Source organism: Microbacterium sp. HD4P20 (assembly GCF_019449275.2).
Classification (GTDB): Bacteria; Actinomycetota; Actinomycetes; order Actinomycetales; family Microbacteriaceae; genus Microbacterium.
In genome coordinates this window covers 210,362-232,676 of record NZ_JAHZQZ020000012.1, presented here as the reverse complement: position 1 = coordinate 232,676, position 22,315 = coordinate 210,362, and the positions used below count along the sequence as shown (strand labels likewise).

Genomic DNA, 22,315 nt, shown 5'->3' with positions numbered 1-22,315 from the left:
CCGTTCGAGAAGAGAAGGGCCACAACCGCCGAGGATGTCAACCCCCGAGACAGCCGAGAGCATGTCGGGCTAGCAAGGAAGTGACCGATCTCTGGAGGTGGACGGTGCTCATCGTTCTCTACTCGATCCTGCTCATCGGAGGAATGTGGCTCGTCGGGGAGTCGTTCAACTCGCCGATCCTGCCCGGCCTCGTCTTCATCGCCGGCGTGCTGTGCCTCGCCGCGGCGGTCGCCGTGCCCGTGGCAGCCCAGCGGATGGACAGCGACCCACCCGGTCACTGAGACCGTGGCCCCACACGCGTGAAGCACCGCGGCGACGCGGTGAGTGTCACGTGTGCTTGACTACCCGAACTCGGAGATCGTCTTCGGCGCCGCGGACGGCATGATCCGGTACGTCTTGAGCACCTGAGTCATCCCTCGTCGAACATCCTTCACGACGAACTGCTCTCGGTCGACTGACGGGCGCAACGGCCGCCGCATACCAAGCCGCAGCCGACGCGAGACTCTTGGCGTGTTCCGAATCCGCCCGCCTAGACTCGCTTCGGGATCGATCCCGACGAAGGGGGCGCAAAGTGGCCGCAGAAGCGGGGCGAAAGTTGACGTTGGCCGACATCGCCGAACTGGCGGGTGTCAGTCGTTCGGCCGCCGGACGGGCCTTGGATGCGGTGGCTCCCGTGGGAGGGCCACGCGCCGATCGTGTTCGTGCGATTGCGGCGGAACATGGGTACGTTCCGAACTCGTGGGCGGCCAACCTTCGGAAGCAGCGCACCGGATTGATTGGGGTTGTTGTCCCCCGCCTCACCGACACAGTGATGGCGATGCTCTACGAAGCAATCGTCGACGGAGCATCGGAACGCGGCTATCAGGCGGTGGTGGTGACGGCGGGCGACGATCCGCTGAAGCAGTTGCAACGCGGTCGGGCGCTCGTGAAACAGCGCGTCGACGGCTTCATTCTCACCACCGCGCGAACGGATGGGGCCGATCCCTTTCTGCTAGAACTCAAGGAGAAGGGGATTCCCCACGCACTGGCTCTGCGCACAGACGGTCACTCGCCGGCTGCCCGCATCGACGACCGGTTGGGGGGCGAGCTCGCGACACGGCATCTGCTCGAACACGGTCATCGCCGAATCGCGTTCATCGGCGGGCCCGCCCACGCGTCGAGTTCGCAGGGGCGAGAAGCCGGTTTCCGAGAGGCGATGGAAGCTTACGAGATGCCGATACGACCGGGCACGGTCCATCATTCCGACTTCAGCGTTGACGCCGGCATGGAGATCGCTGACCGACTCTTCGCTCTCGCCGAAGTGCCGACCGCGGTGTTCACAGCCAACGACAGCTTGGCGCTCGGCGTCATGTCCGCGGCCCAGCGGGCAGCCATTCGTGTGCCTGAGGACCTGTCCATCATCGGATTCAACGACACCCCGCTGGCGCAACACCTCGCCGTTCCGTTGACGAGCATGCGCGTCTCCTTCGAAACCGTGGCGGCGAATGCGCTTACTCTGCTCCTCGAGCCAGAAGGGGATGCGGCGGCGGTAAGCCCCGTAACACCGGTGCTGGTGGAACGTTCGTCGGTCGCGACGCTGTAATCCTGCATACTCTCGAGTCGCACTTCTGCGATGGGAAAGCGCATACCGTTGCGTAGCGGGATCGATCCCGATACAGTTGCCATCACTTGCACGAGGATGTGAAGGAAGTGGTGAGAATGCTTACAATTCCGCAGAAGATGGAACGCATCGGTTCAGCACGAGAAGCACGGGATCGTTCCCGGTGGTATGTCGCGGTCGGCCTCTCCGTCGTAGCCTTGACGCTGGGCGGATGCGCGAGCGGCAACGCTGCTGAGGATGGCGCGGACTCGTTCACGGTCGCGCTCATCGAGCCCGACCTGACGACCGTTCCGCTGATGGAAGCGGTCGACCAACTCAACGATGACGGGTATGACATCGATATCGTCGAGCTGGCGGAACCCGAGCTCGCCATCGAGGGGCTCGCGAAAGGCGACTACGCGATCTCGGCGGAAGCGACGAGTCCGGCGCTGATCGCCATAGAACAGGGTGCTCCGATCCGCATCATCGCCGACGTCATCGGCAACCAGTGGGCGGTCTATGGAGCCGAGGGAGTGGAGTCCTGCGAGGACCTTGTGGACCGGCCGGTCGGGATCTTCAGCGAAGGCGCTGTGGCGACCGCGATGGTGAAGGAATGGGTTGCCGAGGAGTGCGCGGAAGGCGAGCCCGACTATCTCGTCATCGGCGGATCGGACGTCCGCGCGCAGGCGCTCCTTACCGGCCAGATCGATGCGACCGCCCTCGAGATCGCCGACGTGGTCACACTGGCCGAGACGACGGACGCCGACTTCACGACCGTGGTGGACTTCGGTATGGCGCTGCCGGACCTGCACCCGCAGACGGTGTATGCCAACGCCGACTTCCTCACCGACTCGCCCGAAGCCGCGCAAGCTTTCGTCGATGCGCTGATAGAGATCCACACCAGCATCAATGACGACCCGGCATACCTGGTCGAGCTGGCGGTGAAGCACCTCGGCGCGGAGGACGACGCAACGCAGCAGGAAATCGCGCAAGCCTACGTCGACGCTGGATTGTTCGACGCCGCAGCGCTCACTCCGGAGAACGTCCAGTCCACCATCGACTTCTTCACCGAAGCCGGCGTCGTCGGCGACCTCAAGGCGGAAGACGTCGCCGACCTCTCCTTCCTGCCATGACCGCCATGACAGCGGGGCCCGCCACCGCGGAGAGGGCTCGGTGGCTGCAGATCCTGGACTCGAACCGGAGTTGGCAGATACTCACCTTCGTCCTGTTCGCGCTCTTCTGGCAGATCTACGGCACGTTCTGGGGAGGACTGCTCGTACCGACGTTCACCGAGACGGTGGTCGCATTCGGGGAGCTCATGGTGACCCCCGGGTTCTGGGACGCTTTCGTGGTCAGCAACCAGGCTCTCGTCCTCGGATTCTTGGCCGCGATTGTCATCGGTATCCCCGTCGGAGTTCTTCTGGGCCGGTTCCGCACTCTGGAACGCTTCACCGACGTCTACCTGAACATCCTTCTCGTGACCCCTATGGCAGCGATCATCCCGCTGCTGGTGATGTCGGTCGGATTCGGGTTGCTGTCCCGCGTGATCCTGGTCACGCTCTTCGCGGTGGTGATGGTCATCGTCAACGTGCGCGCCGGCGTGCGACAGGTCGACCCGAACCTCATCCAGATGGCACGGTCGTTCGGGGCGAAGGAACCTCAGATCTGGCGTGAGGTACTCATTCCCGGTGCACTGCCGGCCATCATGACCGGTGTTCGTCTCGGTCTCGGCCGCGCTGTCACTGGCATGGTCATCGTCGAACTGCTCATGGTCTCGCTCGCACTCGGCGGTCTCATCCTCGAATTCCGTGGCATGTTCAACGGCCCCGCGCTGTACGCGGTGATTGCCGCCATCCTCATCGAGGCCCTTGTCCTCATCTCGCTCGCCCAGTGGTTCGAGCGCCGTGTGGCGCCGTGGGCGGTCAACAACCAGAAGCGGAGCGCACGCTCATGATCGAAATCTCAGGACTCACCAAGACATTCGTCGGCCAAGACGGCTCTACCGTCCGGGCGCTCGGCGGCGTCGACCTCATCGTTCGCGACAACGAATTCCTCACGGTCCTCGGCCCCAGCGGGTGCGGAAAGACCACGATGCTGAAGATGATCGCGGGACTGCAGTCGTGGGACAGCGGCGAGATCACCATCGACGGGGAACCGGTACGTGCGCCGGGGCCTGACAGAAGCATGGTCTTCCAGAACTTCGCGTTGCTGCCCTGGGCGACCGTCATGGACAATGTGGCATTCGGGTTGAAGCTCAAGGGCGTCACCAAGAATGAGCGCGACGAACGCGCAAAAGATCTGATCGCCAAAGTGGGGCTCGACGGGTTCGAGACCAAGCGCCCGGGCGAGTTGTCCGGTGGCATGCAGCAGCGGGTGGGGATCGCGCGAGCGCTGGCCGTGGAGCCGAAGGTTCTGCTCATGGACGAGCCGTTCGGTGCCGTCGACGAGCAGACCCGCCGTCTGCTTCAGGAAGAACTCCTGGCGATCTGGGAGGCCAATCGACTGACGGTCGTGTTCATCACCCACTCGATGGAGGAAGCGGTGCTCCTCGGTGATCGAGTGGTGCTGATGAGCGCACGTCCCGGCCAGATCGCCGAAATCGTCGACGTGCCACTCGCTCGTCCGCGCTCATCGGACGTGGGCAGCCTGGAGCGCTCGGCGGAGTACGTCGAGATCACGGCCCACCTCTGGGACCGGCTGCGTGAGATGCATGAAGAGCACCGCGGTCTCGGGCAGGGCCCGGAGCGGCGGGCAGCCGGATGAGCACCATAACGCAAACTCGCACACATCCGGTCGTCGGCATTCTCAAGCCGCGGCTCAGTTGGAGTCGGGTTCCAGTCAGCCTGATCTCGCTGGCCATCGGCGCGGTTCTCTGGGAGATCATCGGTCGAATTGCGAACGTCCCGTTCTTCCCGCCCCTGACGGAAGTACTCGCCACCTTGTGGGAGATGATCGCGTCCGGTTTGATATTCGGCAACCTGCTGGTCAGCCTGGGGAATCTGGCACTTGGCTTCGGCATCTCCCTCGTCACCGGCATCGTCGTCGGCACAGCTATCGGACGCTACCGCCGGGTCAACGCCGCGTTGGGCATCTATGTCTACGCGCTGCTGACCGCACCGTCGCTGGTGTTCGCACCGATCTTCTTCTCGATATTCGGCGCTGGGCAGGCAGCGATCATCGCCGTCATCTTCATGTACTCGGCGTTCATCATGATCATCAACACGGCCTCCGCCGTGGAGAACGTGAACCCGAGCCTGTCCGAGATGGGTCGCTCCTATGGAGCGAGCGAATGGCAGCTCGTCACTCGCATCATCCTTCCCGCTGCGCTCCCGATGATGTTCGCCGGCATCCGCCTGGGTATGGGACGCGCCGTGACAGGCATGATCAACGGCGAGATGTTCATCGCGGTGACCGGGCTTGGTCGCATCGTCACACAAGCCGGCAAGAGCTTCGACGGGGCCGCGGTGCTCGCGATCCTCGTCGTCATCATCGTCGTGGCCCTTGCCGCCGTCGCCCTCGTCCAGCTCGTCGACAACCGTCTGACGAGCTGGATTCCCTCCACGAACAAGGAAGCCCGATGAAGATCGACGCGTTCAGCCACATCCTGCCGCGTCGATACTTCGACGTCATGCAGAAGCACGTCACCGACCCGCGCGCTCTCAAGCGTTGGCTGGATCTGCCAGCACTCCACGACCACGAGGCGCGACTGCTCATGATGGACGAATTCGGCGACGACTACCAACAGATACTCACCCTCTCGTCCCCGCCGATCGAACTGCTGGACGGCCCAGCGACGTCGTGGAAGCTCGCCCGGTTGGCGAACGAGTCGATGCAGGAGCTGGTCGAACAGCATCCGCACCGGTTCCCGGCGTTCGTGGCATCGCTGCCGATGAACTCTCCGGAAGCCTCTCTTCGTGAGCTCGCGTACGCAATCGACGAACTCGGGGCCATCGGTGTCCAGGTCTTCACCAATGTCAACGGCGTCGCACTCGATCACCCGCAGTTCGAGCCGATCTTTGCGGAGATGGCTCGCCGTGATCTTCCCGTATGGATGCACCCCACTCGGTCCGCGGCCTCCGCGGACTACAAGACGGAGGAACGATCCGAGTTCGAGGTCTGGTGGGCGCTCGGCTGGCCGTACGAAACCAGCGTCGCAATGTCCCGGCTCGTCTTCAGTGGCGTCATGGAACGGTGCAAGGGCCTCAAAGTCATCACCCACCACATGGGCGCCATGATCCCGTTCCTGGAGGGGCGGATCAGGCTCGGTTGGTCCGATCAGTTCGGCAGCAGGACGCACGGGTCGTCTGCTGACGAGATCCTCGGACGCCTGAGCGAAGAGCCGATCGAGTACTTCCGCTCGTTCTACGCCGATACCGCGCTATCAGGATCGGAGATCGGCACCAAGTGCGGGCTGGAGTTCTTCGGTGCTGAGCACGTCCTCTTCGCGAGCGACTGTCCGTTCGACCCCGAGGGTGGCCCAACGTACATCCGCGAGATGATCCGTATCATCGACAGCCTGGACATCTCGGAATCGGATCGCCGCCTCATCTACGAGGGAAATCTGCGGAGGATCTGCGGCCTCAATGAAGCCCAGTCGATCGCAACCAGCCGCGTCGCCTGATCTGTCAGGTGGGGCACTCGGAGCCCCCTTCTGGCGAAGCGGGAACCGTGACGCCATGCGCTCTGCCGATCCCGACAAGCGAAAAGACGAAGAGCCGCGGACATCCGCGGCTCTTCGTCGTTCACTGTCTCAACACAGTGCGCGCCTCGAGGGACTCGAACCCCCAACCTTCTGATCCGTAGTCAGATGCTCTATCCATTGAGCTAGAGGCGCACGTTGCCGCTCTCGCGCACAACGTCGTCAAGAATACCTCACGGCGTGGATCGGCGCGAATCGGTGCGGGGATGCCGCGGCCCGATCCCGTGCGTGGTCCGGAGCATCACGGCGACCCGCCGTCGAGCGCCCGCAGCTGCCTCTGCAGCGCGATACGCCGGTACGAGGTGTCGATGAGTTCGGCCAGCAGTTCCCAGTCACCGGCATCCGTGTCGACGCGGATCGCGAGCCAGCCGTAGGCCCCCTCGTACGGCGGTACGAAGACGTCTGCCCGCTCGAGGAGAACGGGTCGCTCCATATCGTCCGGGATGAACAGCACGGCTGCCTCGCGACCGTTGCCGACGATCGCGAACTGGCGCTTGCCGGCGCGGAAGGTGCACCGTCCGTGAGAGATCGCCTCGACCGCCTCGGGGTACGACATGCAGAGTTCGCGCGCCCTGAGCACCAGCGGGTGATCGGGCGGGAACCACATCGGGTGGGCGGAGTACGTGGCGGCATCCACGAGGTGAGCGTAGCCCGCGACCCTCTTCGCGTCAGCCCGTCAGTCGTGAGCGATCAACTCTCGGCGTCGCCCACGTCCGGGTTCGTGGCCCGCCGACGGTGAGCCGACAACCGCGGCAGATCGACCAAGCGAATCGACTGCATGCGCGCGGCCCGCATCCGCTCATAGTCCGGGTCGAGGTCCGGCCGCATCCCCTCGACCGTCAGTCGCCGCTGCAGGTTGGCCTCGACGTCTCCCCACGCCGCATCGCGGGCCTGCTCCACGATCGTGCGGACGACATGGGGATCCTCCGCCATCCGGCGGAGCTCCTTCGCGACGCCGACGTACTGCCTGTGACGCTTGCGCAGATTTCGGGTGTCGCGATCGCGATAGTCGTGCGTGCCGTCGGGGTCGGAGAACTTTCCCCACGCCTTCTTGCGCTGGCGCCGCGCGAGCTCGGCCGCCTGCTCCTGCTCGTCGGCCAGCGAGATCAGAATCTCGCGCGCGTACGGCCCGAAGCCGGCGACGTCGAAAGGCTCGTCCTTGGCGATGGTGTCGACCAGGATCCGGTTGCGCAGAGCCAGACGGGCGGCGGCGGACGCGATGGAGACGCCCTCGGCGATCGCATCCGCGGTCTTGCCCATCGCACCTCCCTCGAAAAGGCTAGTGCGTCCGCACACCGCACGTGGGCGAGAATCGAGGGCGGCGGTCATCACAGGCGATGTCCGTAGCGGGGAGGGCAGCATGGCACGGGCGCGACGACTCGACGTGCGGGGGCGGACCACGGTCATCACGGGGGCGGCCGCCGGGATGGGGGCCGAGGTGGCGCGCGACCTCGCTCGGCGCGGGGCACGCGTCGCCCTCGCCGACCGCGACCCCGACGGGCTCGCGGCCGTGATGGCCGACCTCCACGGCTCAGGTCACACGACGCATGTCGTCGACCTCGCCGATGACAGCGCGGTGTTCGCGAGCGTGCACGAGATCGAGGCATCCCATTCCCGCGTGCAGGCGCTCATTACCTGTGCCGGATCGTCGATGCTGGGCAACCTCGACCAGCTCACGATGGACGAGATGCGCTGGCTGATGGACGTGAACCTGTGGGGAACCGTGAACATCACCAAGGCGCTGCTGCCGGCCCTCCGACGCGAGCCGGCCGCTCACATCACCCACCTCGTGTCGATCTACGGCCTTGCCGCCCCCGCCGGGCGGATTCCCTACGCGATGAGCAAGTTCGCCGTGCGCGGGTTCACCGAGGCGCTGCGCCACGAGCTCGAGCGCTCGACCGTGACGGTCGGCGCCATCTACCCGGCCGGCGTCAAGACCGGCATCATCCTGCGTGGACGCTTCGCGGCTGCCGTCGATCCAGCGATCGCTCAGCGCGCCGCCGCAGCGCAGGCGGCGATGTACCACACCGAGCCGGCCGCCGCCGCGCAGCGGATCGTCGAAGCCACCGTCGCCCGTCGGCCCCGCACGATGATCGGCCGCGAGGCGCATCTGGTCGACGTGCTCGCACGGATCACGCCGAACCACTATTGGGCGCCGATGCGTCGGCCGCTGCGGGCAGCCATCGACACGACGACACCGGTCGGCCGGTAGAACTCGCGCCAGCGGCCCGGAAGCCGCGGCATCCAGCGCAGCATCCCTCGACTGCGTCGCAACTAGCAACCGGCCAGGCCCGGCGCAAGCCCCCTGACCGGGGAATCGGCGATCCGTACCGTCGGAGTCACGACCCCACGAGAGGAGTGAACCATGGGATTCATGGACGACGCCAAAGAGACGGCGAAGGCCGTGGGCGAGAAGGTCAAGGACACGTGGGACGACACGACCGACCGGATCGGCGACAAGGTCGACGAGATGAAGGCCGAATCCGAGGTGAAGAAGGCCGAGGCCGAACGGGACTCGGTCAAGACCCGCAACGACCTCAAAGAGGACCTGCGCGACAACTGACGTCGCGCGATGCCGGGCCAGTCGCCGGTGCGGATGGGCGAGGGCTCCGGTTCGACGGGGCCCTCGTGGCATCCCTCCGGCAAACCGATCCATCCCCGGGTCCGAACAACCCCTGACGCGGCACCGGCCGCACAGAAACTAGGAGGAACGCACATGCGATCGTCACCTAATCGCCTCGTCGCGACGATCTTCGGAGCCGTCTACCTCGTCGTCGGCGCGCTCGGGTTCGCCGTCACGGGCGGCGTGGGATTCATCGCGACCGAAGGCGGTCTGCTGCTCGGGATCTTCGAGGTGAACCCGCTCCACAACGTCGCGCACCTGCTGATCGGCGCCGCTCTGCTGATCGGCGGACTGAAGTCGGTCACCGCTGCCAAGGCCGTCAACATCGTCGTCGGAGCCGTCTACCTGCTGCTGGGCATCGTGGGCTTCTTCCTCGTCGGCACGGCCCTCAACATCCTCGCGTTGAACACCTTCGACCACTTCCTGCACCTGGTGAGCGCCCTCGTGCTCCTCGGCGTGGGACTCGCAGCCGAGCGAGGCGTGCGCAGCTCGACGTCGCCGCGCACGGTCTGAGGACGCACATGCGCACCGCAGCCAAGGCTTCCTCCGCTCCGGCGGTGGCTGCGGTCGCCGCGTGGGGCGCGGGGCTGATTCTGCTCGCTCTGGGGGCGGGCGGATTGACCGGCGCCGAGGGCGCGACAGGGAGTGAGGCCGCCCGGGGGGCCGGCCTCATCCTCGTCGCCCTCGGCGCCGGGGGCGTCGCGTGGGGCGTCGCCGTCCTGATGCAGGGCCGCGCGGTGCTGCCGCGCGTCGCGATCGCCGTCGTGCTGGCGGCGATCGGCGGGCTCACCGCCCTACTGGTGCTGCAGCCGGCGCGGACCAGCGTGATCGCCGTCGCTGCGGCATCCGGTCTGCTCATCGTGGTGGCGCTCGCGTGCGGCCTGCGGCTGCGAGCGAACACCGGCACGACGGATGCCGCTCCCCTGCGTCTGCGGGCGCTCATCGTCGCTGCGGTCGTGGTCGCCGCCGTCGTCACCCCGGCGCTGAGCACCACCGAAGCCGCCCAGCTGGCACCCGACCACGGCACGCACGGTGTGGTCGACCCCGGGCATCACTGACGCCCGAGCTCAGCGGGCCAACGGCATCTCGGCATCGAGCCGGGCCAGCTTCTCGGGGTTGGCGATGGTGTAGACGTGCGTGACCTTGCCGTTCTCGACGGTGACGCTGATGGCGCCGACCAGCTCGCCGTCGACCTCGGCGCGCAGTCCGGGCTGTCCGTTGACGAGCATGGGCGTCATCGACAGGGTGACGCCGTACTTGGCGATTCCGGCCACGAGGTATCTCGCGAGCTTGTCGGAGCCCACGATCGGCCGGCGCGCGGCGCCGCGCACCTTGCCGCCGCCGTCGGCGACCGAGACGACATCGGGCGCCAGCACGTCCATGAGCGCCTGGAGGTCGCCAGTGGTCATGGCGACACCGAGGCGTTCGACGACCTTCTCGTGCTCCGACCGCGCGACCTTCACGCGTGGCCGCCGGGCAGCGACGTGATCGCGCGCTCGATGGGCGATCTGCCGCACCGAGGCGGTCGTTTTGTCCACCGCCGCGGCGATCTCGTCGTAGGGGAGGTCGAAGACCTCGCGCAGCACGAACACCGCACGCTCGGTCGGGGCGAGGGTCTCGAGCACGGTCAGCATGGCGATGGAGATGTTCTCGGCCAGCTCGACGTCGTCGGCGACGTCGGATGAGGTCAGCAGCGGCTCGGGAAGCCACTCCCCCACGTACTCCTCGCGACGCCGCGACACGGTGCGCAGATGATTGAGCGCCTGGCGCGTGACGATCCGCACCAGGTACGCCCTCGCGTCGTGCACCTGGTCGCGGTCGACCGCGGCCCAGCGCAGCCACGACTCCTGCAGCACGTCCTCCGCGTCGACGGCCGACCCGAGCATCTCATAGGCGACCGTGAAGAGCAGGCCGCGGTGCGTGACGAACGGGTCGACGGCCGCCGCGGACGTGCTCATGCCGCCGAGCCTACGGCGTTCGCCGCCGACCCGGCGCGGGTGTCAGACGATCGCGCCGATACGCCAGGAGGCGGTGACGGTCCCCGCGCCCCCTCCGATCGACGCCGGCGCGTCGCGCGGAGCCTCCGAGCGCGCCGACCCGGCCTCCGGCTCGAGCACGATCAGACCGGCGTCGTAGTCGTACGACCCGGCGTTGAATGCGTCGGGCGCGCACGTCATCGGCTCGACCGCGAGCCCCAGCCGGCTCTGCGCGGGGTCGGGCTTGTCTGCCGTGTGGACCTGCACCCACGGGCACGAGGCATCCCATGACATCTCGACACCGGTGCCGGAGGCATCCGTCAGCCGTACCGTGGCGATGCCGTCCGAGCCGCGGATGAGGCCCGAGTACGCGTGGTCGATCTCGGCCGACCCGATGGTGCGCGCCGTACGGAAATCGAAACGCTCCGGATCGTTCGCGTCGACCGGCACGAGGTCGGTGGGGATGAGGCGGTCGGGCGTGGCCTCCAGCACTTGGGCTGCCGGAAGCTCGAGCGTCCACTCGTCGACGCGACCTTCGCCCGCCACGAGGTACGGGTGCGGAGCGGTGCCCCACGGTGCCGGTTCGGCGCTGTCGTTGCGCGCGGTGACCGACTGGGTGAGCCCATCCGGTCCGAGCTCGAAGCGCGCGGTCACGAAGATGCGCCACGGGTAGGCCGTCTGGGGCTGGATGACCGCGGCGAGGGTCACGTGGTCGGAGCCCTTGTCGATCGCCTCGAAGTCGAGCCAGGTGGCAAGCCCGTGGAGGGCGTGCGAGCGGGCCGGCTCGGTCAGTGCCAGCTGGAATTCTCGCCCTCCGAAGGAGTACTTGCCGTCGACGACGCGGTTCGGCCAGGGCGCGAGGGTCGCGCCGCGGTGCGCGGGGCGCACCTCATCGGCTTCGAAGGGGACGACGAGGTCGCGTCCGCGATACGTCAGCGAGCGCAGCGTCGCACCGACGCTCGCGATCACGGCCTCGTAGTCGCCGGCCCGGAGGGCGTGCTGAGTGCCGGATGCGGGGGTTACAGCCATGTTCGATCCTCTGAGTGGGTTTCGGGAAGTTCGCCGCAGGCCAGGCTACCGGGATCGCTCTCACGGTGCCGGTGCGGCCCGTCCGTGAGGCGCTCGGGCCCAGGGCCCGCGCGCCGTGAGGCGGCAGGCCTAGAGGCCCTGTGCCAGGCGGTAGTAGGCCTGGTTCCAGCGCAGCTCGCGCTGGAAGCCGCGGACCGTGGTGTCTTCGTCGATGACGACGAGCTCGGTCTTCGCGATCTCGGCGAAGTCGCGGAACACGTCGATGCCGACAGCGGTGGTCATGACCGTGTGGTGGGCGGCGCCCGCAGCAAGCCAGCACGCGGCGCTGGTCGCGAAGTCGGGCGCGGGCTCCCATACGGCACGGCCCACCGGAAGCTTCGGCAGGTCGGGCGCGTCGACGTTCTCGACGACGTTGGCGACCAGGCGGAACCGGTCGCGCATGTCGCTCATCGCCACCACGAGGGCAGGTCCCGGGTCGGCTGTGAAGACCAGGCGCACCGGGTCGTCCTTGCCGCCGATGCCCAGCGCGTGCACCTCCAGCCGTGGCTTCGCCGTGGTCAGCGACGGCGACACTTCGAGCATGTGGGCGCCGAGGATGCGCTCCGAGCCGGGCACGAGGTCGTACGTGTAATCCTCCATGAGACTCGCGCCGCCCGGCAGGCCCGCGCCCATGACGTTGGCGACCCGGACGAGGATCGCGGTCTTCCAGTCCCCCTCCGCACCGAAGCCGTAGCCGTCGGCCATGAGCCGCTGCACCGCGAGCCCGGGCAGCTGCTTCAGCGCGCCCAGGTCCTCGAACGAGGTGGTGAAAGCGCCGAAGCCGCCCTCCTCGAGGAATGATCGCAGGCCGAGCTCGATCGCCGCACCGTCGCGCAGGGACTGGTGCCGCTCGCCGCCGGGCAGGAGCTCGGGCACGACGTCGTACGACTCGAGGTACACCGCGACCAGGGCGTCGATCTCAGCGTCGGACGCGGCATCCACCGCCTCCACCAGCTCGTTCACGCCCCACGTGTTCACCTGCACGCCGAACCGCAGTTCGGCCTCGGTCTTGTCACCCTCGGTCACCGCGACGTAGCGCATGTTGTCACCGAAGCGCGCGAGCTTGAGCGTGCGCGCGGCCGTCCACCCGGCGGCCGCGCGCTGCCAGTCCTCGACCTGCTGTCGTACCGACGGGTTCGACACGTGGCCGACGACGGTCTTGCGCGCGACGCCGAGGCGCGTCTGGATGTAGCCGAACTCGCGGTCGCCGTGCGCGGCCTGGTTGAGGTTCATGAAGTCGAAGTCGATGTCGGCCCAGGGCAGCTCGACGTTGGCCTGCGTGTGCAGGTGCAGGAGCGGCTTCTGCAGCGCGTCCAGGCCCGCGATCCACATCTTGGCCGGGCTGAAGGTGTGCATCCAGGCGATGACGCCGATCACGTCGTCGCGCGCGTTGACCTCGAGCGCCAGCTTGCGGATGGAGTCGGAGTCCTTGAGCACCGGCTTCCATACGACGTTGACCGGCAGGCTCTCGAGGCCGGCGACGACCTGCTGAGACTGCTCGGCGACCTGGCGGAGGGTCTCTTCCCCATAGAGGTTCTGGCTGCCGGTGACGAACCAGACCTCATACGAGTCGAGCGAGGTGGAAAGGGGCGTGCGGGTCATCGGAGTTCCTTCAGGTCAGTGGGTCCGCGGCATCCATGTCCCACTTTCGTTCGGCAGAGAGGCCTCTACCGGCAGAAAGTGGGACATGAGCGCGGGAAATCGGGACACGGTCGGTCAGAGGGCGGCCACGGCGGCGGCTTCGATGGCGAGACCGGCGCGGTAGCGGTCGAGGTACGAGGCGAAGCCGGCGACGTCGGCCGGATCGGGATCGACCGTGTCGATCGGCGCGTGCGCGAAGACGCGGTCGTCGAGGTAGGACGAGAGCGTGATTCCGGATGCCTGGTTCGCGGCTTCGGCGAAGGCTGCGAGCACCGCGATGCCCCAGGCCCCGCCCTCGGCGGCGGTGTCGCCGACCGACACGGGCGCGACGAGCGCACCCGCGAGGAAGCGCTGAGCGACGCCGGCGGTGCGGAACATGCCGCCGTGGGCGAACATGCGGTCAAGGCCGACCCCTTCGTCTTCGAGCACGCGCATGCCGAGCGCGAGGGTGCCGAAGACGCCGTACAGCTGTGCGCGCATGGCATTGGCGAGTGTGAAACGGCTGTCAGGGGTTCGCACGAACAGCGGGCGACCCTCGGTCAGCCCGGCGATGGGCTCGCCCGCGAGGTGGTTGTAGGCCAGCAGGCCGCCGGCATCGGCGTCGCCGGCCAGCGCCTCGCGGAACAACGTCTCGTACACGGCGTCGTCGTCGAGGGGTGTGCCTGCCGCCGCGGCGAATCGCGAGAACATGCCGGCCCACGCCGCGAGTTCGCTCGCACCGTTGTTGCAGTGCACCATCGCGACGGGATCCCCCGCGGGGGTCGTGACCAGGTCGAGTTCGTGGTGCACCTCCTTGAGAGGCCCTTCGAGCACGACCATCGCGAAGATGCTCGTGCCGGCGCTCACGTTCCCGGTTCGCGGGGCCACGGCATTGGTCGCGACCATGCCCGTCCCGGCATCCCCTTCCGGAGGACACAACGGGATGCCGGGGCGCAGTGCTCCGGTCGGGTCGAGCAGAGCAGCGCCCTCGACCGTCAGCTCGCCGGCCGGCTCACCCGCGGCGAGCACCTCGGGAAGCAGGCCGGTGACACTCGAGCCGTGCAGGCGCCCAGCGGCGAGCCGGTCGTAGCGTGCGATGAGATCCGCGTCGTAGCCGCCGGTCGCCGAATCGATCGGGAACATGCCCGACGCGTCGCCGACGCCGAGCACGCGCCGACCCGTGAGCCCGAAGTGCACGTAGCCGGCGAGAGTGGTGAAGAAGCGAACCTCCGGCACATGGGGTTCCTGGTCGAGCACGGCCTGGTGCAGGTGCGCGATCGACCACCGCAGCGGGATGTTGACGCCGAACGCCTCGGTGAGCTCGGCGGCCGCGAGCCCGGTCGTGGTGTTGCGCCACGTGCGGAACGGGACGAGGAGGTCATCGGCTTCGTCGAAGGCGAGGTAGCCGTGCATCATCGCCGAGACGCCGATCGCGCCGTACGTCTCGGGCCGCACGCCGTGGCGTGCCTCGGCGTCGGCGAGCAGTCCGGCATATGCAGCCTGGAGACCCGACCACACGTCCTCGAGCGCGTACGTCCACATACGGTCCTCGAAGACGTTCTCCCACGCGTACGACCCCACCGCCAGCACCTGGGTGGGGTCGTCGGCCGAGATCAGGCACGCCTTGATGCGCGTCGACCCGAGCTCGATCCCGAGCGCGGTGCGGCCGTCTCGGATCGCCTGGGCGGCGGCATCCTGAGCCATTGCGCTCATCGCCGCTCGTCTCCGCTCTGTCCGTAGACGTTCTGGTACCGGTCGAAGAGCCGGTCGACCGCCTCCTGTGGGATGGGGATCAGCGGGCCGGCCTCGCGTGCGTAGTGCACCGTGCGCGCGACGTCCTCGACCATGACGGCGGCCTTCACCGCATCCTTCGCCGAGACCCCGATCGTGAACGGGCCGTGATTCTGCATCAGCACCGCGCGCGACCGGTGGCCGCGGAGGGTCTCGACGATGCCGCGTCCGATCGAGTCGTCGCCGATGATCGCGAAAGGCCCGACGGGGATCGGGCCGCCGAACTCGTCGGCCATGGCCGTGATCACGCACGGGATCTCTTCGCCGCGTGCGGCCCACGCCACCGCGAACGTCGAGTGGGTGTGCACGACGCCGCCGATGTCGGGCATGTGCCGGTAGACGTACGCGTGGGCGGCGGTGTCGCTCGACGGGCTGCGCTCACTGCCCGGCGTACCGGGGATCGCATTGCCGTCCAGGTCGCACAGGATCATGTTCTCGGGCGCCAGATCGTCGTAGCTGACGCCGCTCGGCTTGATGACGAACAGGTCGGCGCCGGGCACTCGCCCCGAGACGTTGCCGCCGGTCCACACCACGAGGCCGTAGCGCACGAGCTCGCCGTGCAGCTGTGCGACCTCGGCGCGTGTGGCGGCGATGGATGCCTCGACCTCGGGTTCGAAGGTCGGGGTCGCCGATTCCTGGCTGGTCACGAAGGTCCTCCATCGGTTTCGCGGGCTTGCGGTCGGCATCTCGACGCGCGATCGTAACAATGTTACCGGTAACAGAGCCGACTCGCCATCCGTCTCAGCTTTCTTCGTGGCCCACGGCTCCCGGCGATCGAATGACCAACCCGTCCAGGAGCACGTCCATCATCGGGTTGACGGGCTGACCCGGCTGCGCGGGATGACCATCGGCGAGTCGGCTGAGCGCGTTGATGAGGTCCTCGGCGCGGACATCACGGCGAATGGTTCCCTGGGCCGCGCCGGCGTCCAGGATCCTCTGAACTCGTGGTGCGAGCGCCCCCAGGAATTGCGCCGGAAGAGGCTGGTATGCGGGGTCGCCGGAGTGGAGGGCGCTCGCGAATCCGCGCTTGGTCGCGATGAAGCGGGCCAGACTCTGCGCCCACAGCCGGAGCGCCTCCGCGGGCGGATGCTCCGCTGACAGCCGGTCCGCCTCCGCGGCCGTCGCATCGAGCTCACGACGGAAGACGGCGATGATCAAGTCGGAGCGCTGGGGATAGTTGCGGTAGATCGTTCCGACGCCGACCCCCGCCCGGGCCGCGATGTCGCGCATCGACGCGTCGACCCCTGACTCTGCGAACGCCGCCTTCGCCGCCTCGAGCACTGTCTCGGCGTTGCGCACGGCGTCCGCGCGTTTGCGTCGGCCGACGTCCTCCGGGACGTTCTGAGCATCCATTCTCATCTCCAGCGTGACAATCGGAACGGCGTTCCGTATAGTTGCGGACGGCTGTTCCGTTTACGACCAACATACGCACTCGACCACAGCAACACCTCTGGAGGAATCATGCACTACCGCCCGCTCGGCCGCTCCGGCATCCGCGTATCGCCCTTCGCGCTCGGTGCGATGATGTTCAGCTCGTTCGGCAATGGTGACCAGCAGGAGGTGAACCGGATGGTCTCACGTTCCCTGGATGCCGGCGTCAACCTCATCGACACCGCCGACGCCTATGGCGATTCGGAGGAGATGCTGGGCCGTGCGCTGAAGGGACGACGCGACGAGATCGTGCTGGCCTCGAAGTTCGCGCGGCCGATCGGCGACGATGTCAACCATCAGGGGGGCTCCCGTCGTTGGATCGTCACCGCGGTCGAGAACTCACTGCGGCGGCTGCAGACCGACCACCTCGACCTCTACCAGATGCATCGCCCCGACCCCGAGACCGACATCGAAGACACCCTGTCGGCGCTCACAGACCTCGTGCACAGCGGCAAGGTGCGCGCGATCGGCTCGTCCGACATGCCCGCCTCCGAGATCGTCGAGGCACAATGGGTCGCCGAACGTCGCGGCCTGGAACGCTTCCGCACCGAGCAGCCGCACTACTCGCTGCTCGACCGCACGATCGAGCGCGAGGTTCTGCCCGTCGCCCAGCGGTACGGCATGGGCACGGTGATCTGGAGCCCGCTCGCGAGCGGCATGCTCACCGGTCGCATGCGCCGCGGGAAGCCATCGGACCTGCGTCGTAGCGGGATGTTCGCGGCCCTGCGGGACGAGCGGCGCATCGACGCCGTCGAAGAGTTCATCCCCCTCGCCGAGGAGGCGGGGATGTCGCTCACTCACATGGCGCTTGCCTTCGTGATCGCCCACCCGGGCGTGACGGCGGCACTCATCGGCCCGCGCACGATCGAGCAGCTGAACGACCTGCTCGCGGCCGCCGAGATCCGCCTTTCTGACGACGTGCTCGATCGGATCGACGCGATCGTGCCGCCCGGGACCGGCGTGGGCCGGATGGACCAGGAGTACAACACCCCGCCCATCGTCTCGGCACCGTTGCGCCGTCGGGCCGCCCACGAGCGATCGGCGGCCTGAACCCGGGACGTCAGATGCCCCGCGGCGGGGCCGTCGAGGCGCGAGCTACAAGGACAGGCGGAGCTGGATCGACACTGTCCCCACCAAGCACCGCAGCGACGGCGCGTCGCGCCTCACCGGCCAGATCGAGACCGACGGTCGTGAGCGCCGGGTGGTAGAAAGCGGCATCAGGGTTGTCGTCGAAGCCGGCGATGCTCACGTCTCCAGGCACGTCGAGACCGGCCGCCCGCAACCCCGCGATCAGTCCCAGAGCCATCTGATCGTTCGCTGCGGCGATGGCCGTCGGGCCGTCGACTGATCGCACGGCCGCGGCGACTTCGGCGGCCAGATCAGCGCCTGAGGCGGCCGTCCAGTCACCACTCCACCGCACGCCCGGTTCAAGACCCGCGGCCGCCAGGGCGCGTGCCCCACCCGCGTCGCGCCAACGCGCCTCGAGCCAGTCGCCCGGCCCCACGACACGCGCGATCCGGCGGTGACCGAGCGAGACCAAATGGTCGACCGCCAGCGAAGCACCCTCCTCCTGCCGAGTCGCACCGGTATCAGCGTGCAGCGCCGTGATCACCACACCCAATCGCGCGTCCAGCAGCGCAGCGAGCGTGGTGGCGTGGGGCGCCAGCACGATGAGGCCGTCGACCCCCTGCCCGAGCAGCCGGTCGGCGGCTTCGCGGACGGATGCCTCGGATGAGGCATCCGCGTACGCCGTCGCAATCCACCGCCCGGCCTCGCGTGCGGAGGTCTCGAGCGCCGCGATGCCGACCGATGGGCCGTAGAGCGTGGCGTCCGAGGCGATGACGCCCAGCGTGCGGCTCGTGCGCGTGCCGAGAGTGCGTGCGGCATTGTTCACCCGGTACCCGAGGTCGGCCATCGCGTCGAGCACGCGGTTGCGCGTCTCGGGGCGGATGTGGGGATGGTCGTTGATGACACGCGACACAGTCTGCGTCGAGACGCCGGCTCGCGCCGCGACCTCACGCATCCCGGCGCGCGGTCGTGGCATGGCAGGCTCGGGCATGACGTTCAGGCTAGCCCCGGGCGAACCCCGACGGAGTGACGGGGCCGTCTCGGGGCCACCGGGCACCGGCATCCGCCTGTCATCCCTTCACGCCGCCGGTGCCCAGGCCTGACTGCCAGTACCGCTGCAGGAACAGGAACGCGATGACGAGCGGCAGGATCGACACGAACGCCCCCGTGATGACTGTCGAGAACACCGCCTGCGAACCTCCGCCCGCCGACGCCGCGGCCTGCAGCTGGGCCAGGCCAACCGTGATCGGGTAGAGCTCGGACGTGTTGAGCATGATGAGGGGAAGGAAGTAGTTGTTCCAGGTGCCCACGAGGGCGAAGAGGAACACCGTGACCAGGCCGGGCCCGAGCAGGCGGAGGCCCACCTGCCAGAAGATCCGGAACTCCCCCGCACCGTCGACGCGTGCCGCCTCGATGAGGCTGTCGGGAATGGCATCCGCCGCATAGACCCGCATGAGGTAGACCCCGAACGGGCTGACGAGCGAGGGGATGATGATCGCCCACGGGGTGTCGGTGAGACCGGCGCGTGCGAACAGCAGGTAGGTCGGCAGCGCGAGCGCCGTCAGCGGGATCATGATCGCCCCGAGCGTCACGCTGAACAGACCTTTGCGCCCTGGGAAGTCGTATTTCGCGAAGGCGTAGCCGGCCATCGCCGACAGGAGTGTGGCGCCGATCGCGGCCGAGACGGCGTAGACGATCGTGTTCAGCATCCATCGTGCGAAGAGGCCCCCGCGCACCGTGAAGAGCTCGACGAGGTTGTCCCACAGCGAGAACTCACCGCCGAACCACAGCCCGAACGTCGAGAACAGTGCCGAGGTGTCTTTCGTGGATGCGACCAGCAGCCACCACAACGGCAGGACGAAGTACGCGACGCAGATCCACAGGAGCACGGTGAGCAGGATGCTGCGGCGCTTCTGGGGAACGTAGCGGCGCGGTGCGCGGCGTCTGGCCGGGGCAGGACGGCCGGTCACGATGGTGCGGGTTTCGAGGTTCGTCATGACAGCCCCTTCCGTTCGCGACGCTCACGTCGCTGCTCACCCAGCTGCACCACGTACGAGACGATCGCGATGACGAGGCCCAGCAGGAACGCGATCGCGGCGGCGTAGTTCAGTTCTCGGTTGATGAAGGCGAGGTTGTAGGCGTAGTAGTTCGGCGTGAACGAGTTGGTGATCGCGTCGGGGGCGATCGCGTTGAGCAGGCTCGGCTCGTTGAACAGCTGGAACGATCCGATGATCGAGAAGATGATCGTCAGCATGATGGCGGGGCGGATCGCGGGGATCTTGATGCTCCATGCCACCCGGAACTGCCCGGCTCCGTCGATCTCGGCCGCTTCGTAGAGGTCTGCGGGGATCGCACGCAGCGCCGCGTACATGATGATCATGTTGTAGCCGATGAACTCCCACGTGACGATGTTCATCATCGAGCCGAGGATGTTGCCGGGCGACAGGAAGTCGGGTGTGCCCCAACCGAGTCCCCGCGCGACCTGCGCGAGCGGTCCGAAGTCCGGCCCGTACAGGTAGCCCCACATCAACGTGGCGATGACGGCCGGCACGGCATAGGGCATGAAGATCAGCAGCCGGATGCCACGGGAGCCGCGCGCGCGTCCGCTGTCGAGCGCGAGCGCGAAGAACAGCGCGAGGCCGAGCATGATCGGCACCTGCACCACGAGGAAGAGGGCCACGCGCCCGAGCCCCGCCCAGAAGTCGGGATCGCCGAAAGCACGGAAGTAGTTGGCGAGCCCTGCGAACTGCTCTCCGCCGATGAGCCTGCTCTCGAAGAGGCTCAAATAGCCGGCGTAGACCAGTGGCACGACGAGCATCGCGATGAAGACGACGAAGAACGGGAGGATGAACAGATACGCGGCGCGATGCTGGCGACGCGTCGTCGAACTCGGCTTGCGGCCGGACGGCGTCCGCGTGAGGCGGGCCGTCGACGCCGCAGGACCGTCGAGCGTCGGGGAGTGCGACATTGCTGCTCCTTCTTGGTGTTGGTGCTCGAGTAGCGGGCGGGCGATGGGGTCCAACCGAGGCCGGGTGGACCCCATCGCCTCCTCACTCCGAGGCGTCCGATTGACGAGGGCCGCGTGGATGCCGAGGGCCGGTGCTCACTCGACCGTGAAGCCCTGCGACTCCGCGTACGACACGAGCTGCTCCTGCCACGTGTCCAGGGCGTCCGAGATGTCGCCCTTGTCGGCGATCACGGTGCCCATCGTCTCCTCGTAGCTGGAGTACACGTAGTCCATGAAGGGCAGCCACTCGAAGTCGGTGTCGACCGTCTCGGAGATCTCGGCGAACAGCTGGTTGACCTGCTGGCCGCCGTAGAACTCCGACTCTTGGTCGGTGAAGGCCGGATCCTCGAGCACCGACACCTGCGGCGGGAACAGGAACTGCTCCGTCGCGAGCTTCAGCGCGGACTCCTCGTCGTGATTGATGAACTCCGCGAGCATGTACGCGGCGATCGGGTTCTCGCTCGTGGCGAGCACGGCGTCCGACGAGCCGCCCCAGTTGCCCGACACGTTCTCACCGGCGTTCCACTGCGGAAGGGGCGCCGCGCGCCACAGACCCGACGTGCCCTCGGCCGTGCCCTGCAGGAAGATCGGTCCCCATGCGGCGGTCAGCCACCCGGCGTACTTGCCGTTGGCGAGGCCCTGATACCACTCGTCGTTGAAGTCGACATCGGTGGAGATGAGATCCCTCTGGATGAGGTCGGTCCAGTAGTCCGCGACGACCTTCGCCTCTGCGCTGTTGACATCGATCGAGACCGTCTCCGCGCCGTCGTAGCCGAAGGGCTTGACTCCGGCCTGCCAGAAGAAGCCGATCATCTGACCGGCCTGCGTCGCGCCGACATTGGAGATGTAGGAGCCCGTGGCGTCCTTGACGGCCTGAGCGGCTGTCGCGTAGTCGTCCCACGTCGCGGGCGGCTCGTTGATCCCGGCCGCGGCCAGGATGTCCTCGCGATAGAGGTTCCCCATCGGGCCGACGTCCTGCGGGATCGCCCACACCTCTTCGCCGGGCGCCACCTGGTTCCACGCCCACTCGACGAAGTCGCCGGAGATCTCGTCCGCGCCGTAGGGGCTCAAGTCCAGGAGCGATTCGCTCAGCACGAACGAGGGGATGTACTGGTACTCGATCTGTGCGACGTCGGGAGCGCCCTCCCCCGCCTCCAGCGCGCTGCGCAGCTTCTGATAGTGCGCGAGTCCCTGGCCGACGTTCTCGACCTTGACGTCGATCGCCGGGTAGGCCTCCTCGAAGAGCGCGACCTCCTGCTCGATGTCGGGCACCCACGTCCAGAACGTCAGCTCTGTCGGCGTCTCCATCGCGGCGTCGATGTCGTCCTGTGTGACTTCTTCCGTCGCAGCGCCGCCGTTCGAGCCCGGACTGCAGCCCGTGATCACCAGCCCCAGCGCAACGGTTCCGCCGAGCAGCGACGCTGCTGTTCTCCGCGACTTTCTCATCTTGTCC

The 22,315-nt window shown here is 67.5% G+C and carries 24 protein-coding genes and 1 tRNA gene; 12 read left to right on the top strand and 13 right to left on the bottom strand.

What is annotated here, in order from left to right; all coding sequences use genetic code 11:
- Nucleotides 1-80: 80 nt before the first annotated feature.
- The 7 genes from K0817_RS06115 to K0817_RS06085 all read left to right on the top strand — a co-directional run bounded on the left by K0817_RS06115 (nucleotide 81) and on the right by K0817_RS06085 (nucleotide 6,200).
- On the top strand, nucleotides 81-281 hold the full coding sequence (locus tag K0817_RS06115) for a hypothetical protein (protein WP_219980947.1): 201 nt from the start codon (nucleotides 81-83) through the stop codon (nucleotides 279-281).
- A 290-nt stretch (nucleotides 282-571) separates the two neighbouring features.
- Nucleotides 572-1,582, top strand: coding sequence for a LacI family DNA-binding transcriptional regulator (locus tag K0817_RS06110; protein WP_219980499.1), 1,011 nt, complete (start codon nucleotides 572-574; stop codon nucleotides 1,580-1,582).
- A 137-nt stretch (nucleotides 1,583-1,719) separates the two neighbouring features.
- Nucleotides 1,720-2,712 (top strand): ABC transporter substrate-binding protein, encoded by a 993-nt coding sequence (locus tag K0817_RS06105; RefSeq protein ID WP_219980498.1) that lies wholly within the window; start codon nucleotides 1,720-1,722, stop codon nucleotides 2,710-2,712.
- A complete protein-coding gene (locus tag K0817_RS06100) occupies nucleotides 2,709-3,533 on the top strand; it encodes an ABC transporter permease (protein ID WP_219980497.1) in 825 nt (274 codons plus the stop codon). The genes K0817_RS06105 and K0817_RS06100 overlap by 4 nt, the downstream gene beginning before the upstream one ends.
- Nucleotides 3,530-4,342 carry an ABC transporter ATP-binding protein gene (locus tag K0817_RS06095; protein ID WP_253735219.1) on the top strand — a complete coding sequence of 271 codons (813 nt, stop codon included), beginning with the start codon at nucleotides 3,530-3,532 and terminating at the stop codon, nucleotides 4,340-4,342. The genes K0817_RS06100 and K0817_RS06095 overlap by 4 nt, the downstream gene beginning before the upstream one ends.
- A complete protein-coding gene (locus tag K0817_RS06090) occupies nucleotides 4,339-5,160 on the top strand; it encodes an ABC transporter permease (protein ID WP_219980495.1) in 822 nt (273 codons plus the stop codon). The genes K0817_RS06095 and K0817_RS06090 overlap by 4 nt, the downstream gene beginning before the upstream one ends.
- The gene (locus K0817_RS06085; RefSeq protein ID WP_219980494.1) at nucleotides 5,157-6,200 is read left to right on the top strand and encodes an amidohydrolase family protein; all 1,044 of its coding nucleotides are present in this window, start codon (nucleotides 5,157-5,159) and stop codon (nucleotides 6,198-6,200) included. Before K0817_RS06090 ends, K0817_RS06085 begins: the two co-directional genes overlap by 4 nt.
- A 140-nt stretch (nucleotides 6,201-6,340) precedes the next feature.
- On the opposite strand, the gene K0817_RS06080 is transcribed toward K0817_RS06085, so the two are convergent.
- The 3 genes from K0817_RS06080 to K0817_RS06070 all read right to left on the bottom strand — a co-directional run bounded on the left by K0817_RS06080 (nucleotide 6,341) and on the right by K0817_RS06070 (nucleotide 7,538).
- Nucleotides 6,341-6,413, bottom strand: a tRNA-Arg gene (locus K0817_RS06080).
- Nucleotides 6,414-6,519: 106 nt separating this feature from the next.
- Complete coding sequence (locus K0817_RS06075; protein ID WP_253735218.1) at nucleotides 6,520-6,915, bottom strand: MmcQ/YjbR family DNA-binding protein; 396 nt, start codon at nucleotides 6,913-6,915, stop codon at nucleotides 6,520-6,522.
- A gap of 53 nt (nucleotides 6,916-6,968) precedes the next feature.
- Complete coding sequence (locus K0817_RS06070; RefSeq protein ID WP_219980493.1) at nucleotides 6,969-7,538, bottom strand: asparagine synthase; 570 nt, start codon at nucleotides 7,536-7,538, stop codon at nucleotides 6,969-6,971.
- A 100-nt stretch (nucleotides 7,539-7,638) separates the two neighbouring features.
- Here K0817_RS06070 and K0817_RS06065 point away from each other — a divergent pair, with 100 nt between their 5' ends.
- From K0817_RS06065 to K0817_RS06050, 4 genes are all read left to right on the top strand, one after another.
- Complete coding sequence (locus K0817_RS06065) at nucleotides 7,639-8,490, top strand: SDR family oxidoreductase (protein WP_219980492.1); 852 nt, start codon at nucleotides 7,639-7,641, stop codon at nucleotides 8,488-8,490.
- Nucleotides 8,491-8,643: 153 nt separating this feature from the next.
- On the top strand, nucleotides 8,644-8,841 hold the full coding sequence (locus K0817_RS06060) for a hypothetical protein (RefSeq protein ID WP_219980491.1): 198 nt from the start codon (nucleotides 8,644-8,646) through the stop codon (nucleotides 8,839-8,841).
- A 153-nt stretch (nucleotides 8,842-8,994) separates the two neighbouring features.
- Nucleotides 8,995-9,414, top strand: a complete 420-nt coding sequence (locus K0817_RS06055) for a DUF4383 domain-containing protein (protein ID WP_219980490.1) — start codon at nucleotides 8,995-8,997, stop codon at nucleotides 9,412-9,414.
- Between the two features lie 8 nt (nucleotides 9,415-9,422).
- On the top strand, nucleotides 9,423-9,959 hold the full coding sequence (locus K0817_RS06050; RefSeq protein WP_219980489.1) for a hypothetical protein: 537 nt from the start codon (nucleotides 9,423-9,425) through the stop codon (nucleotides 9,957-9,959).
- 9 nt (nucleotides 9,960-9,968) lie between these two features.
- Here K0817_RS06050 and K0817_RS06045 read toward each other — a convergent pair whose 3' ends face one another.
- The 6 genes from K0817_RS06045 to K0817_RS06020 form a co-directional block, all read right to left on the bottom strand.
- The gene (locus tag K0817_RS06045; protein ID WP_219980488.1) at nucleotides 9,969-10,859 is read right to left on the bottom strand and encodes an RNA polymerase sigma-70 factor; all 891 of its coding nucleotides are present in this window, start codon (nucleotides 10,857-10,859) and stop codon (nucleotides 9,969-9,971) included.
- A gap of 42 nt (nucleotides 10,860-10,901) precedes the next feature.
- Nucleotides 10,902-11,906: an aldose 1-epimerase family protein gene (locus K0817_RS06040; protein ID WP_253735217.1), complete on the bottom strand. Its 1,005-nt coding sequence runs from the start codon at nucleotides 11,904-11,906 to the stop codon at nucleotides 10,902-10,904.
- A 129-nt stretch (nucleotides 11,907-12,035) separates the two neighbouring features.
- The gene (gene araA / locus K0817_RS06035; RefSeq protein ID WP_219980487.1) at nucleotides 12,036-13,547 is read right to left on the bottom strand and encodes an L-arabinose isomerase; all 1,512 of its coding nucleotides are present in this window, start codon (nucleotides 13,545-13,547) and stop codon (nucleotides 12,036-12,038) included.
- Between the two features lie 114 nt (nucleotides 13,548-13,661).
- Nucleotides 13,662-15,278 carry a xylulokinase gene (locus tag K0817_RS06030; protein WP_219980486.1) on the bottom strand — a complete coding sequence of 539 codons (1,617 nt, stop codon included), beginning with the start codon at nucleotides 15,276-15,278 and terminating at the stop codon, nucleotides 13,662-13,664.
- Entirely contained in the window at nucleotides 15,275-16,003 is a 729-nt protein-coding gene (locus K0817_RS06025; RefSeq protein WP_219980485.1) for an L-ribulose-5-phosphate 4-epimerase, read from the bottom strand. The genes K0817_RS06030 and K0817_RS06025 overlap by 4 nt, the downstream gene beginning before the upstream one ends.
- Before the next feature lie 94 nt (nucleotides 16,004-16,097).
- Complete coding sequence (locus K0817_RS06020; RefSeq protein ID WP_219980484.1) at nucleotides 16,098-16,709, bottom strand: TetR/AcrR family transcriptional regulator; 612 nt, start codon at nucleotides 16,707-16,709, stop codon at nucleotides 16,098-16,100.
- Between the two features lie 108 nt (nucleotides 16,710-16,817).
- Between K0817_RS06020 and K0817_RS06015 the strand changes: the two genes are divergently transcribed.
- Entirely contained in the window at nucleotides 16,818-17,837 is a 1,020-nt protein-coding gene (locus K0817_RS06015; RefSeq protein ID WP_219980483.1) for an aldo/keto reductase, read from the top strand.
- Between the two features lie 10 nt (nucleotides 17,838-17,847).
- Here the strand turns inward: K0817_RS06015 and K0817_RS06010 are convergent, their stop codons facing one another.
- From K0817_RS06010 to K0817_RS05995, 4 genes are all read right to left on the bottom strand, one after another.
- Entirely contained in the window at nucleotides 17,848-18,846 is a 999-nt protein-coding gene (locus tag K0817_RS06010) for a LacI family DNA-binding transcriptional regulator (protein WP_253735216.1), read from the bottom strand.
- Between the two features lie 79 nt (nucleotides 18,847-18,925).
- Nucleotides 18,926-19,852, bottom strand: coding sequence for a carbohydrate ABC transporter permease (locus K0817_RS06005; RefSeq protein WP_219980482.1), 927 nt, complete (start codon nucleotides 19,850-19,852; stop codon nucleotides 18,926-18,928).
- On the bottom strand, nucleotides 19,849-20,823 hold the full coding sequence (locus K0817_RS06000; protein ID WP_219980481.1) for a carbohydrate ABC transporter permease: 975 nt from the start codon (nucleotides 20,821-20,823) through the stop codon (nucleotides 19,849-19,851). The genes K0817_RS06005 and K0817_RS06000 overlap by 4 nt, the downstream gene beginning before the upstream one ends.
- Before the next feature lie 135 nt (nucleotides 20,824-20,958).
- The gene (locus tag K0817_RS05995) at nucleotides 20,959-22,308 is read right to left on the bottom strand and encodes an ABC transporter substrate-binding protein (RefSeq protein WP_219980480.1); all 1,350 of its coding nucleotides are present in this window, start codon (nucleotides 22,306-22,308) and stop codon (nucleotides 20,959-20,961) included.
- Between the last annotated feature and the right edge of the window lie 7 nt (nucleotides 22,309-22,315).

What these genes read in the sequence shown, in the direction of transcription:
- K0817_RS06095 (WP_253735219.1), top strand. Translation starts at nt 3,530, where the DNA reads ATGATCGAAATCTCAGGACTCACCAAGACATTCGTCGGCCAAGACGGC.
- K0817_RS06085 (WP_219980494.1), top strand. Translation starts at nt 5,157, where the DNA reads ATGAAGATCGACGCGTTCAGCCACATCCTGCCGCGTCGATACTTCGAC.
- K0817_RS06050 (WP_219980489.1), top strand. Translation starts at nt 9,423, where the DNA reads ATGCGCACCGCAGCCAAGGCTTCCTCCGCTCCGGCGGTGGCTGCGGTC.
- K0817_RS06070 (WP_219980493.1), bottom strand. Translation starts at nt 7,538, where the DNA reads ATGGGCAAGACCGCGGATGCGATCGCCGAGGGCGTCTCCATCGCGTCC.
- K0817_RS06045 (WP_219980488.1), bottom strand. Translation starts at nt 10,859, where the DNA reads ATGAGCACGTCCGCGGCGGCCGTCGACCCGTTCGTCACGCACCGCGGC.
- K0817_RS06030 (WP_219980486.1), bottom strand. Translation starts at nt 15,278, where the DNA reads ATGAGCGCAATGGCTCAGGATGCCGCCGCCCAGGCGATCCGAGACGGC.
- K0817_RS06100 (WP_219980497.1), top strand. Translation starts at nt 2,709, where the DNA reads ATGACCGCCATGACAGCGGGGCCCGCCACCGCGGAGAGGGCTCGGTGG.
- K0817_RS06055 (WP_219980490.1), top strand. Translation starts at nt 8,995, where the DNA reads ATGCGATCGTCACCTAATCGCCTCGTCGCGACGATCTTCGGAGCCGTC.
- K0817_RS06105 (WP_219980498.1), top strand. Translation starts at nt 1,720, where the DNA reads ATGGAACGCATCGGTTCAGCACGAGAAGCACGGGATCGTTCCCGGTGG.
- K0817_RS06010 (WP_253735216.1), bottom strand. Translation starts at nt 18,846, where the DNA reads ATGCCCGAGCCTGCCATGCCACGACCGCGCGCCGGGATGCGTGAGGTC.
- K0817_RS06060 (WP_219980491.1), top strand. Translation starts at nt 8,644, where the DNA reads ATGGGATTCATGGACGACGCCAAAGAGACGGCGAAGGCCGTGGGCGAG.
- K0817_RS06090 (WP_219980495.1), top strand. Translation starts at nt 4,339, where the DNA reads ATGAGCACCATAACGCAAACTCGCACACATCCGGTCGTCGGCATTCTC.
- K0817_RS06020 (WP_219980484.1), bottom strand. Translation starts at nt 16,709, where the DNA reads ATGGATGCTCAGAACGTCCCGGAGGACGTCGGCCGACGCAAACGCGCG.
- K0817_RS06065 (WP_219980492.1), top strand. Translation starts at nt 7,639, where the DNA reads ATGGCACGGGCGCGACGACTCGACGTGCGGGGGCGGACCACGGTCATC.
- K0817_RS06005 (WP_219980482.1), bottom strand. Translation starts at nt 19,852, where the DNA reads ATGACGAACCTCGAAACCCGCACCATCGTGACCGGCCGTCCTGCCCCG.
- K0817_RS06000 (WP_219980481.1), bottom strand. Translation starts at nt 20,823, where the DNA reads ATGTCGCACTCCCCGACGCTCGACGGTCCTGCGGCGTCGACGGCCCGC.
- K0817_RS05995 (WP_219980480.1), bottom strand. Translation starts at nt 22,308, where the DNA reads ATGAGAAAGTCGCGGAGAACAGCAGCGTCGCTGCTCGGCGGAACCGTT.
- K0817_RS06015 (WP_219980483.1), top strand. Translation starts at nt 16,818, where the DNA reads ATGCACTACCGCCCGCTCGGCCGCTCCGGCATCCGCGTATCGCCCTTC.
- K0817_RS06040 (WP_253735217.1), bottom strand. Translation starts at nt 11,906, where the DNA reads ATGGCTGTAACCCCCGCATCCGGCACTCAGCACGCCCTCCGGGCCGGC.
- araA (WP_219980487.1), bottom strand. Translation starts at nt 13,547, where the DNA reads ATGACCCGCACGCCCCTTTCCACCTCGCTCGACTCGTATGAGGTCTGG.